The organism is Amycolatopsis sp. A133, from assembly GCF_031082405.1.
Taxonomy (GTDB): Bacteria; Actinomycetota; Actinomycetes; order Mycobacteriales; family Pseudonocardiaceae; genus Amycolatopsis.
In genome coordinates this window covers 69,974-83,290 of sequence record NZ_JAVHJU010000041.1, presented here as the reverse complement: position 1 = coordinate 83,290, position 13,317 = coordinate 69,974, and the positions used below count along the sequence as shown (strand labels likewise).

The 13,317-nt window shown below is 65.6% G+C and carries 4 protein-coding genes; all 4 read left to right on the top strand.

The annotated features are described in order from the left end of the window. Positions 1 to 218 precede the first annotated feature (218 nt). Positions 219 to 5,792, top strand: a complete 5,574-nt coding sequence (locus Q5425_RS26435) for a LamG domain-containing protein (protein ID WP_308675004.1) — start codon at positions 219 to 221, stop codon at positions 5,790 to 5,792. Beyond that, positions 5,744 to 11,542, top strand: coding sequence for an RHS repeat-associated core domain-containing protein (locus Q5425_RS26430; RefSeq protein WP_308675003.1), 5,799 nt, complete (start codon positions 5,744 to 5,746; stop codon positions 11,540 to 11,542). Before Q5425_RS26435 ends, Q5425_RS26430 begins: the two co-directional genes overlap by 49 nt. Continuing rightward, complete coding sequence (locus Q5425_RS26425) at positions 11,539 to 11,865, top strand: hypothetical protein (protein ID WP_308675002.1); 327 nt, start codon at positions 11,539 to 11,541, stop codon at positions 11,863 to 11,865. Before Q5425_RS26430 ends, Q5425_RS26425 begins: the two co-directional genes overlap by 4 nt. Positions 11,866 to 13,052: 1,187 nt before the next feature. Beyond that, complete coding sequence (locus tag Q5425_RS26420; RefSeq protein ID WP_308675001.1) at positions 13,053 to 13,265, top strand: hypothetical protein; 213 nt, start codon at positions 13,053 to 13,055, stop codon at positions 13,263 to 13,265. The last annotated feature ends 52 nt before the right edge of the window (positions 13,266 to 13,317 follow it).

Here is a 13,317-nt window from a genome sequence, read left to right as displayed (position 1 = left end):
TGGTCGCCCCTCATTCCTGCCTGGGACCACTCAACAGTTGGAACCTGGCAAAACGGGCAAACGCCATCCAGTGATCGTCGCGGTAACTCGAACATGCGATCGATCACCTGGTTGGCGGCTTTTGCCGAGCCTTGATGATCGTGAATTGTTCTCCTTACTTTGTGGTTGCGTGGCGTCGGGGACGCGCGTCGACCGGACCGAGGGGGTCCTCTGCCGTGGTGCGTCGTGAGCTGGCGCGTGGCTTCAAGCTGCGCGCGCTTTGCCTGGTCTTGGTTGTCCTGACCGGTGTGCTAATAGTCGTGACGGGCAGTGAGCCCGCTGGTCCGACTGCTGTTCCAGTCGCCTCCGCTCCGGACGAAGCCGCGGCGTTCGCGGCCGCGCGGCTGCAGGGGACGCCGGTGGAAGTGGCGAATCTGACCACCGAAACCAAGCGGGTGCTCGCTGGGCCGAACGGGCTGCTGTCCGCTGAGCTGTCTGCCGTGCCGACGCGGATACGGCGTGGTGACAAGTGGGTTCCGGTCGACACGACGCTCGCACCCTCAGCAGGGGGGTTGATCCGTCCTCAAGCGACAGTCGGGGATCTCGCTTTTTCCGCCGGTGGCGATGCGCCGTTGGTCGAGTTCGCGCGGGACGGCAAGCGGATGAGCTTGTCGTGGCCGGGACGGTTGCCGAAGCCGGCACTTCAAGACGGTGCTGCCACGTACCGTGATGTGCTGCCTGGCGTGGACCTGGTGATGCGGGCACACGTCGACGGGTACCAACAGCACCTGGTCGTCCGAGACAAGACGGCGGCGAAAAACCCTGCGCTGCGCAATGTCGCTTTTACCCTCAAAACGGATGGCCTGCGGGTCGACACCGATGCCGAAGGGCGGCTGCGGGCGCTCGACGATGCCGGGAAATCAGTGTTCGTGTCGCCGTCGGCGTCGATGTGGGATTCCCGCGGCCCCGAGGTTGCTCCGGCCCGCGTGGGTGTCACGGTGGACGGCTCGACGCTGCGGCTGAAGCCGGACATGGCGATGCTGGAAGATCCGGCGACCCGGTTCCCCGTCGTGGTCGACCCGGACATGAAGTCGTGGAACCAGTCGATGTGGGCGAAGGTGTTCTCCGGATACCCGAAGCAAAGCTACGTCAACGGTACGAACGACGGCGACGCCTGGGCCAAGTCCGGACAGTGCTACGGCTCGAGCTGCAACAGCATCAAGATCGCCCGCACGTACTTCCAGTTCGACACCAGTTTCCTGGCCGGCCGCGCGATCACGAGCACGGCCTTCGACACCACGGTGGTGCACGGGCCGAAGTGTGCCACCGCAACCCATCAGCTGTACTACGCCGACTGGGGTCTCGGCTGGGACACCAGCTGGAACAACATGCCCTCCGGGCATTGGGTGGCGGACGCCGGGGTCAGCGGCGGTGACAGCTGCGGGGGCAACCAGAGCGTCCGATTCAGTCCGCAGGCGGGCAACATCAACCCCGGCGGCGTCTCGACCTACTTCATGCGCGCGGCGAACGAGTCCGAGTCCGCCGACTGGCGTCGGTTCGATGTGCCGAGCACGTTGTTGCGGGTCTGGTACAACACTCGTCCGAACCCGCCGTACGACATGAAGACGGACCCGCCGCTGCCGACGCCGTGCCGCTGGTGTGGTGGCGTCCCGTACGTGGCGGACAACTCGATCCGGCTGCTGACCCGCCTGTCGGACCCGGACGCCAACGACCAGCTCCACCCCATCTGGGACATCTACGGAGGACCGAGCACCGACCACCGCGACGTCGGACCGAACCAGGCCTCGGGGGCGTATTTCAGCACCGATGTGGATTTGCGCAGCCGCGACGGCCAGCGGATCACCTGGACGGCGTGGGGGAGCGACGGCCGCGACGGCGGCGACTGGCGCAACGGGCCAGGCCCGTTCATCGTCGACCAAGTGGGCGTCGACAAGCCACCGGTCGTGTCGGCACCGCTGTACCGCGAAGACAATCTGTGGCACGGCGGGGTGGGCGTACCCGACACGTTCACCTTCGGCGCCAACGGTGTAACCGACGTCGATCACTTCCTGTACGGCTGGAACGACCCGCCGACAACATCGGTCGACGCCGACGCACTGGGCGGCAAGGCATCGGTAAAGTTGACCCCGCCCGGTGACGGACCGCGGGACCTGTTCGTGCAGAGCGTCGATCGGGCAGGTCACCGCAGCTCGAACAGGGTGTACCACTTCTACGTACGGGCGGGGAACGGGCCGCTGGCCCAATGGTCGTTCGACGGGAACACCAAGGACACCGCAACCCTCGGGTTCCGTGATGCGACCCTGCACGGCAACCCGGCCTACACCCCGGGCGCGATCGGTTCCGCGATCGGCCTCGACGGCGTCGACGACTACGCCACCGCCCCCGTTTCGGCGAGTACCGGGACGAGTGTCACCTTCGCCGGGTGGGTCAATCTCGCCCGGAAGACCAGCGATTGGTCGGTGCTGTTGAGCCAGAACGGCACGACCGCCTCGATGGTCACCCTCGGCTACCCCGGCAGCGGCATCGACAAATGGGCCTTCACGCTGCGGACTGCGGACAGCCCTTCCGCGGCGACGACCACTGTCTTGTCCACTGAGCCGGCCCAGGTCGGAACATGGACCCACCTGGCTGGTGTGTATGACGCCGCGGCCGGGCAGATCCGGCTGTACGTCAACGGCGATCTCGCTGGAACACAGCCCTGGACCACGCCGTGGGCGGCGGCCGGCGAGTTCGCCGTCGGCCGTGCGGTCGGCGGCGGCTACCTGCCCGGCGCGGTTGACGAGGTCCGCTCCTACGACCGCGCGCTGAACGACGCCGAGGTCAAATCGATCGTGACCCGCGACAACGTCACCAGCGGGTACTGGAACTTCGACGAAACCGGCGGCACAACCGCCCGCAACGCCACCGCGGGCGGCGAAATGGCAGTCCTGCAGCCGGGCGCGACTTTTACGCAGGCCGGTGCAGTCAATGGAGCGGCCAGCTTCGATGGCACCCGAGGCTATGCCGCCACCTCCGGCCCGGCGTTGCGGACTGATCAGAGTTTCACCGTCGGAGCGTGGGTCAAGCCGAGCAAGATTGCGGACATGGCGGCCGTCACCCAGGACGGAACGACCGTCAGCGGCTTGCACCTCAAGCAGGCCAACGGCTCGTGGATCTTCGGGATGAACTCGGTCGACGCCACCAGCAGCACACCTTTCGACGCGCGGTCGGCGGCAGGCTCCGTCCAGGCCGGGGTGTGGACGCACTTGACTGGCGTCTACAACAGCACAGCCAAGACCGTTACCTTGTACGTCAACGGTGTCCAAGCCGCCACCGCCGCCGCGCCCACGACACCATGGACGGCGAACGGGCCGTTCGTGATCGGTCGTGGGCAATACGGCGCAGCCACCGGCTTCTGGTCAGGCGACATCGACGAGGTCCGCGCCTATACCCGCCCGCTGGCCGCCAACGAAATCCAGGGCATCGTAGCCCAGAACGACGTCACCGCGGCGACCTGGAAACTCGACAGCAACGCCCAGGACACCTCCGGCAACGGAAAGAACGGCACGGTGAACGGCCGTGTCGACTGGGCGCCGGGCCAGACCAACAACCCGGACCCGGGCGATCTCGCAGCGAGCTTCAACGGCTCCATTGGCTACATCAGCTCGGCTCCGGCCGTTGACTCCGGGAAGAGTTTCTCGGTCACCGCCTGGGTCAAGTTGGGCAGCAAGACCGCGGACTGGGGTGCGGTCGCCAGCCAGAACGGCACCCGGACCTCCGTGTTCACCCTCGGCTACAGCGGATCCACCGACGACCGGTGGGCGTTCGGCATGAACGGCAGCGACGCCGACTCCCCGTCCTCGACGCCCAGGGTGCGGTCGGCGCAGCCGGTCCAGACCGGGGTTTGGACCCACCTCGCCGCGACCTACAACGCTTCCACCGGTGAGATGCAGCTGTTCGTCAACGGCACGCTCTCGGCAACGGGGACGATGAGCACGCCGTGGAACGCCACCGGCGAATTCGACATCGGCCGCGCGAAGTGGGCCGGAAACTGGGCCAACCAGCTGGTCGGTGCGGCCGACGACGTCAAGGTCTACAGCCGCGCCCTGTTCACCGACGAGATCCGCACCATGGCCGGCCGCGACCTCGCCCTGGTACACGACTGGCAGTTCGACGAATCGAGCGGGACCAACACTGCCGACTCCATCGGCGCGCGGCCCGGCACGCTCGGCAGCACCGGGGCAAAGCTGATGCCAGGCCGGGTCGGCAACGCCGTGAAGCTCGACGGCAGTACCGGTGCCGTCTCCACCACCGGCGTCGACCTGCGCACCGACGACAGCTTCACCGTGTCTGCGTGGGTCTATCTCGACCGCAAGAGCGACGTGGTATCGAAGTTCACCGCGGTCAGCGTCGATGGAAATCGGGCCAGCAAGTTCCGCCTCGGGCACGTTGCGGATGACATGAGCGCGTTCTGTTTCGACGGCATGCCAGGCGACTCGAATGCCTGCGGTAAGTGGGTGTTCGAGATGGCCGAGTCCGACAGCGACAACGCCGTCGTGACGAGGGCGGCTGTGTCGACCTTGTCCGCCGAGATCAACACGTGGACGCACCTGACCGGTGTCTACGACAAGCAGTCTCACAAGACGTGGCTGTACGTGGACGGCGAGCGGGTCGGTGACGGCACTGTGAACGCGGCCTGGCAGGCCACCGGTGGTGCCGCGTTCGGACGTGGAAAGGAAGCGGGCCAGGCCGCGCAGTTCTGGCCCGGCTCCGTGGACGACGTCCGCCTCTACGCGGGTGCCTTGGACCGGGACCACATCTCCTCGCTCTACGGCTCGTACCCAGCCCTGGACACGAGCCCGGCGACCTTGCCGACCGCGAACGTCGCCAAGTGGGGCTTCGATGAGAATGTCGGCGCGGCACGGGTCCAGGACATGAGCGGCCAAGGTCATGACGCCGTCTTGTCCGGGGGCTACCGGTGGGCCGGAGGCCGCAGCGGTGGCGGAGCCTGGCTGGACGGCATCACGGGACACGCCGTCACGTCCGGGCAAGTCGTCAACACCGGCCAGAGTTTCTCGATTTCCGCGTGGACGGTGCTGTCGAAAGCGGACGGCGCCAACTACACCGTCTTCGGCCAGAGCGGCGCGGCGGTCAGCGGGTTCCAGGTGCAGTACAACGGCACGCTGCACAAATGGGCGGTGGTGGTCCCGCAGTCCGATCAGAACAATCCGGCTGTCACGGCCGTCGTGTCGAACGTCGCGGTGGTCACGAACGAGTGGACCCACCTCGCGATGAGCTACGACGCGGCGCAACACGTCGTCAAGCTCTACGTCAACGGAGCACTCACCACAGTCCAGGTCGGTGTCACCTTGACCAGTGCCGCCGGCCCGTTCACCCTCGGAAGCGGCAAGTGGAACGGCTCCGACACGGGGTTCTTCCCCGGCCCCATCGACGACGTCCGCGTGTTCGGTCGAGCGCTGAGCGACGGTGAGGTCCGCAAGGTGGCGGCGGATGTCGACGAGGCAGCGGCGGGTGACTGGCACTTCGATGCCGGAACCGCTGCGTCTTTCCCGGCGTCGACACCATCACCGCGAACTCAAGCGGCTGTTACGGCGGCACGGTCGACACCCTCCTCGGCTACACCTTCACCACGTTGCCCGCCGTCTCGCCGGCGTTCCCGGCACCTCCGGGCTGATCGGTCGCACGACCGCATCCCCGAGTCCACTCCGGGCTCACCCCACCTTTCACCGTCCCTGGAGGAACGATGCGACCGGCCGCCTTCAGCCGTCCGAGAACGCTCACCATGGTGCTGACCTGCACCTTGGTGATGACGATGGTCAGCACAACCGGCATCGCGAACGCCGCCATCGGCCCGAGCGTCCCGCTGCCGGACACGGCGTCCACGACCGTCACCAAGCAGACCATGACGCCCCGGGCGCCGGACGAAGCGAGCGCGCACGCCTTGAGCGGTAACCAGGCGAGTGGATCGACTGCTCCGGACGGGGGCGGAACGAGCAAGGCGACCTCGCTGTCACCCTCGGCGACCTGGGACGTCTCGGAGCAAACCGGTGACTTCACCTGGTCCTATCCGCTGCGCGTGCCGCCCGCAGCAGGCGGCCTGGCTCCAGACTTGGCGCTCGGCTACAACTCGGCGGCAATCGACGGGCGCACCAGCGCGACCAACAACCAGGCCTCCTGGATCGGCGACGGCTGGGAGCTCAACCCCGGCTTCATCGAACGCACCTATGGATCGTGCGTCGACGACAAGGAAGGCGGCACCACACCACCGCAGGTGGGCGACCTGTGCTGGAAGAGCGACAACGCCACGGCTTCCTACAACGGCAACGGTGGCCCCCTGATCCACGACACGGCCAAGAACGTCTGGCGCCAGAAGTCCGACAACGGCGCCCGCATCGAACACCTCACCGGCGCGGGCAACGGCGCCCACGACGGCGAAGCGTGGAAGATCACCACGCTCGATGGCACCCAGTACTTCTTCGGCGTCACCTCGGGTGCGAACTCGACCTGGACCGTGCCGGTTTACGGCGATGACGCGGGTGAGCCGTGCCACGCAGCCGATGGCAAGTTCGAGAACTCCGCATGTGTTCAGGGCTACCGGTGGAACCTCGACAAGGTCGTCGACCGGCACGGCAACATGATCCTCTACACCTACGACGTCGAGACCGGAACCTACGGCCAGAACGTCAAGGACACACCGGTGTCGTATGTCCGCGGCGGAACCCTCAAAGAGGTCCAGTACGGGCTGCGAAACAATGACACCGCGCCGGCGTCGGGCAAGGTCGTGTTCGTCACCGCGGATCGCTGTGTGCCCGGCAGTAGCCTGTGCACCTTCGACCATCCGGAGAACTGGCCGGATGTCCCGCTCAGTGACCGCTGCGGAGCGACCGGCTGCAAGGACCACTACTCCCCGACGTTCTGGTCCACCAAACGGCTCGCCAAGATCACGACCAAGGTCCGCAAGGGTACGGACTACGCCGACGTCGACAGCTGGACGCTCGAGCAAACCTTCCCCGACCCGGGTGACGGCGAGAAGGCCGCGCTGTGGCTGAAGGGCATCACCCACACCGGCCTGGTCGGTACCCCGATCACGCTGCCGGCCGTCACGTTCGAGGGCAAGAAGCTGGCCAACCGGGCCGACAAGGGTGACGTGTCCGACGGGATCGGTCCGCTCAACCGCTACCGGCTCTCAGCCATCGTGTCCGAATCCGGCGGCGTCACCACCATCAACTACGCGGCACCCGACTGCGGCCCCGGGGCCCTGCCGGACAAGCCGGAGACCAACTCCAAGCGCTGCTACCCGGCAACCTGGTCGAAGCGGAACTATGCCGAGCGCACGGACTACTTCAACAAGTACGTCGTTGCCTCGGTGGTCCAATCCGATCGGATCGGCTCCAGCGCTGAGCAGGTCACCAACTACGACTACCCCGACGGCGCAGCATGGCACTTCAGCACCTCCGAGTTCACACCGGAGGACAAGAAGACCTGGGACGACTTCCGCGGCTTCGGCCGCGTCATCGTCCGCACTGGCAAGTCAGACGACCTCACCGGTCCCACCAGTTACGCTGAGAGCCGCTACTACCGCGGCATGAACGGGGACAAACTCCCCAACAACGGAACCCGCTCGGTCACGCTGTCCGACAGTGAAGGCGGCGCGCACGCCGACGAAGACTGGCTGCGCGGCTTCTCGTTCGAGAGCATCACGAAGAACGGCGAGAACGGGCCAGTCGTCAGCAAGTCCGTCACCGACCCGAGCTGGACCGGCCCCACCGCCACCCGAGGACCGTTCAACGCCTACCTCGTCCACACCGGCACTGAACGCACCTTCACCGCGCTCGCCGTCGGCGGATGGCGCACGACCAAGGTCACCACCGAGTACAACCAGTACGGGCTGCCAACCAAGGTCAACGACCTGGGTGACATCAACGTCGCCGATGACGACCAGTGCACGACCACGATCTACGCGCAGAACACCGCCCTGTGGCTGATGCAGTTCGCCTCGCGCGTCGAAACCACCGCCGTCAACTGCGGCCAGACCCCGCAGTATCCGCGCGACACGATCTCCGACACCCGCACCTCCTACGACACGCGCAGCGACGGCACACCGCAGCCCAACGGCACACCTCCGACCAAGGGCGACATCACCCTCGCGGAAGAAATCGACCACTACGACGGCGCCACCCCGCAGTACCGGACCGTCGCCACCACCAGCTACGACGTGCACGGGCGCGCGACCGCGGTCACCGACGCGGACGGGAACACGACGAAGTCCACCTACACGCCGACGACCGGCGGACCGGTGACCCAGCTGGTACTCACCAACGCCCTCAACCAGAAGACCACCAGGGTCTACGAGCCCGCGTGGGGGACGCCCCGAACCGTCACCGACCTCAACAACTGGGTCACCGAGACCACGTACGACGCACTGGGACGCACCACCGAGGTCTGGGCGCCGAACCGGGCCCGCTCGTCCCACCCGCAAGGCTCCGCCCGGTTCGCCTACGACATCCGCAACGACAAGCCCAGTGCCGTTTCCACCACCCGGGTCGGCCCCAACGGCAACTTCACCACCTCGACCACGATCCTCGACAGCCTCTACCGCACCCGGCAAGTCCAAACCCCGGCACCCGGCGGTGGGCGACTGCTGGTTGACACCCGGTACGACTCACACGGCCGCACGTTCAAGACGACCCAGCCGTTCTACAACGACCAGCCGGTCGACACCGACCTGTGGGTCGCCGACGACACCGAGATCCCCGGCTTCACCGCCACCGAGTTCGACGGTGCGGAACGGCCGATCGCGGCCATCTACAAGACCGATGCCAACGAGCGCTGGCGCGCCACCACGACCTACGGTGGCGACCGGATCAGTGTCACCCCGCCCGGTGGCGGCACCCCGACCACCACGATCACCGACGCTCGTGGCCACGCCCGCAACCTCCGCCAGTACCACGGCGCCGAGCCGACCGGTGACTACGACGAAACGACCTACACCTACACCCCGGCCGGTCAGCTCGCCGGACTCACCGACTCCAGCGGCAACCACTGGTCCTACGGCTACGACCTGCACGGCTCGCTGAGCCGGACCGTGGACCCCGACCGCGGAACCACGACCTACACCTACGACAAGCTCAACCAGCTGGCCACCAGCACCGACGCGCGCAACGTCACGCTCGCCTACAGCTACGACCACCTCGGCCGCAGAACCGGGCTCTACCAGGGCAGCACCACTGGGCCCAAGCTCGCCGAATGGGGCTACGACACCGCGTACAAGGGTGTCGGGCAGCCTGCGTCGTCGACCCGCTGGGTCAACGGCAACGCCTACATCAAAAAGGTGTACGCGTACAGCCCGCTGGGCCAGCCCGCCATCCTGGGCACCGTCATCCCTGACAGCGAGGGTACCCAGCTGGCTGGCACCTACTTGACGAACACCACCTACGCCGAAGACGGCACTCTGGGCGGCGCCAGCATCCCGAAAGCCGGGGACCTCCCCGTGGAAAGCATGCTCTACGTCCACGACGACCTGGGCAACGCGCTCACCACGAGCGGCGGAATCAACAACGGCACCCAGGAATACGTCACGGCATCCGACTACACCAAGTACGGGGAGCTGCAGCGCATTCAGCTCGGCGTCACCGGTCACCGCGCCTGGCTGTCGGCCTTCTACGACAAGAACACCCGTCGGCTGGACCGCACCGTCGTCGACGCCGAACTTTCCCACGTCATGCAGGCCGACAACCACTACACCTACAACCCGGCCGGCGCCATCACCTCGATCGCCAACACCCCACTCGACCAACCCGCCGACACCCAGTGCTTCCGCTACGACTACCTGCAACGGCTCACCGAAGCCTGGACACCGGCCACCGAACCGTGCAGCACCGAACCGGCCACGACCGGGCTCGGCGGCCCGGCCCGCTACTGGCAATCCTTCACCTACGACAAGTCCGGCAACCGCACCACAGACACCCAGCACAACGCCAGCGGCGATGTCACCCGCCGCTACACCTATTCGGCGCCCGGAACGCCGAAACCGCACGTTCCGAGCTCCATCACCTCCTCCGGCTCCGCCGGCACCACCCAGTACACCTACGACCAGGTCGGCAACACCAAGACCCGTCCTGGCGCCACGGCGCAGCAGACGCTGGACTGGGACACGGAGAGTCGGCTCAGCACGGTCACCGAGGGCAGCTCGCAGACCAGCTTCCTCTACGACGCCGACGGTGGCCGACTGATCCGCCGGGACCCCACTGGCACCACCCTGTACTTGGGCGAGCAGGAGGTCCGGGTCGAAAAACAGTCTGGGATCGCGAAGACAACCCGTTACTACAGCCACGGCGGCGCGACGGTCGCGGTGCGGACCGGCGGGAAGCTGAGCTGGCTGGCCGGCGACCACCAGGGCACCACCCAGATCGCGATCAACGCCACCGACGACACCGCCGAGCCGAAAGTCCAGCAGCGACGGCAGACCCCGTTCGGGACCCCGCGCGGAACGAACGGCGAGCTGCCTGGTGAACGCGGGTTTGTCGGCGGCACGATCGACCAAGCCACCGGTCTGACCCACCTCGGCGCCCGCGACTACGACGCCGACCTGGGCCGGTTCGTCTCCCTCGACCCGATCCTGAACCCCGCCGATCCTCAGCAGATCAACGGCTACAGCTACGCCAACAACTCGCCGATCAACTTCAGCGACCCGAGCGGTCTGATCATCCAGATGGACGGCCGCCCCGCCTGGATCGGCCAGGACGCGATCGCCAGCATGAGCCCAGCCAAGGCGGCCCGGGCCCGGAACTACAACGCAGGCGTCAAGACCAACTGGAAACGCGCCCCCGCACAGCGTCAGCGCTCCCAGCGCGAAGAACTACTTGCGACACCAGCACTCGGGCATGGGTTGTCTAAGGAACAATTCAAGGACTTTCGTTCTCTTGGCTATGAAGGGTCCAGTGCATTCACGTGGCAAGAAGCGACAGACTTCGCCAATAAAAGTCCGGTGGGGAAATCGACGGTCTGTGACATCCTGGGAGGACCTCTTGATAAATGCGTATTGGGGGGTAAGCTCAGTGGATTAGCGGGTCTCATTTACGATGTCTTCCTGGCTGACATTCCTGAATGTGCGACTGGACAGGCTGAAGCATGTGTTGGCGTGGCTGCTTCGGTAGTGCCGGGTGGCGGCATGGGAAAGTTGGGTAAGGCCGCCGAAGAAGCCGCGAAAGCCGCGAAAGCGGGCGAGGCTGCCGCAAAAGCCGGGACGCGATCGATCGACGACCTGCTCCGGCCCGGCGGGGTGGCGATCGGCAAGGCTGGGACGGACGACACGATCCGTGAAATCACGGGTGGTCTGTCCGATGTCGAGGCAATGTTCCAGCAACTCAGCCACGGCGGCACGGTCGTCGCCCAGAACTCCAAACTGACACGTGTAGAGTTGCCGAATGGCGGCGGGTTCGTGCAACTTCGGACGGTCATGTCCCGGAGCCCGGACACCGCTGCCACGATCGACGTGAACATCCCTGGCCTCGATATCAGGAAGCTGAAGTTCAACCCATGACCAATGACATGACTGTGGCCGCTTCAGTGGCTATTCTGGTCCATCGAGAACTTGATGACGACTATGTGGGCCTGTGGACGCTGCCATGGCATATCCGGCGCGCACTCCCGGAAGCAGGCGATGCGCAAATACGTGAGATCGCCGCCGCTGTGTTGGAGGCGCTGGTGGCTGCAGGCGCCGCCATCGGCGACCTCGATGAGACGACGGGTACCTTTGATCCGTGGGAGACTCGGGGGGCAGTCGAGGCGGTCATGTCGGCTTGGCGGGCTCTTGGGCGCGATCCGAACCTCGGGGAGGTGGCCTGGATCGCCCGCACGTCCTGATACTTCTCATCGTCGGCGTCGCAGCCGTGCTCCTCGACGGTTGCCGCACGGGACGCCGTCATCACCCAGGACGCCGGTGAATTCGCCGAATGCCCTCGGCGTCGATTCCTGTAGGCACGGAGTGGCGGATGGTCACGCGTTGGCAGGCGCTTCGCACGACAGGCGCCGCGACGGACAGCGCACCACCATCTCGGTTTAGCGTCGAGGTTAGGGTGCAGCAGCGGGTCGGACAGGACGGCACAGGTCAACAGCGGCTGGATTATTCGAAGCGACGGATCATGTACCGTACCAGAACTCGACGCTGCAGCCGTGACCTGACGTTCGTCACCAGCGGCACCCCGGCATGCTCGCCGGCAACAGGACCGTGTTGATCGCCGAGGTGCTGGCGCTACGGCACGAGGTCGCCGTGCTGCGTTGCCAAGCCGGCAGCCCCGTCCTACTGGCCAGACCGGGCGATCCTCTCTGCCCTCGCCAGGCTGCTACCACGCCCGCTCAGGCCGCGAAGGTGGGCGACGCCGCCGAAAATGGCAGGACGCTGTGGCGGTTGACGAAAGACGGAGCGACCGCGATGAAGCGTGGGGGGCCATTCAACACAACGTTCTACAAGAGTGCGTCAGACGGGCACCTGGTGGACTGCGGACATGGCGGGGCATGGTCGCACTCCCGTTGCTTTCAAGGTTTATGAAGAGAACAGCAAGGGATCGCAATGGATCGCGGATGTCGATAAGTATGGAAACTACGTTGAAGGGAAAAGGAAGGGTGCCACGGGGTTCTTCATCCCTTGGTCAAATCTGAAAGGTCTGAAGTAGTGGCCATCACTTCGGCCGATGAGTTCATTAGGTTACGCTACAGTGAGGATCCGGAAGAGTATGGCAGGGCTGCGAGTGAGAGTGCTCCACTTGCGGTATGGATGGAAATCATTGAAATATACCCAGACGCGCGGGTATGGGTGGTGCAAAATAAAACTGTACCCATCGAGGTTCTCGAAGTTCTTGTTAGTGATTCCGATGTCAGGGTCAGGCATGCGGTAGTGATGAAGCGAAAGTTGACGCCGATACTTCTTGCGCGGCTATCGGTGGATGATGACGAATCCATCAGGATGCGAGTTGCCATGCATAAGAATACTTCTCGTGAGACCCTGGAAAGTCTACGAAACGACTCCTGGGACCGTGTTAGGGAGGCGGTGCGTGAGCGACTTGCCACGCATGGTTGAGGTATTCTCGGATCCGCGAACGCCGGCGCGCGCACCGACCGAGGACCTGCTCTTGCTCGGCGGTGCGGCGATCGACAAGGCCAGTGCGGACAACATGATCCGCGAAATCACGAACCGTTTTGGAAAGGTGTTCCGACATGTTGGCGGGGACGGTGTCGAACGCGTGCTGATCCAAGCCCATGGATAGGTGAACGGTGTGCTCGGTCGTTCTGAGTGGTTGGTCGACGGTGCGGACAAAC

Coding starts and splice junctions, on each gene's coding strand:
- Q5425_RS26430 (WP_308675003.1), top strand. CDS start 5,744: ATGCGACCGGCCGCCTTCAGCCGTCCGAGAACGCTCACCATGGTGCTG.
- Q5425_RS26425 (WP_308675002.1), top strand. CDS start 11,539: ATGACCAATGACATGACTGTGGCCGCTTCAGTGGCTATTCTGGTCCAT.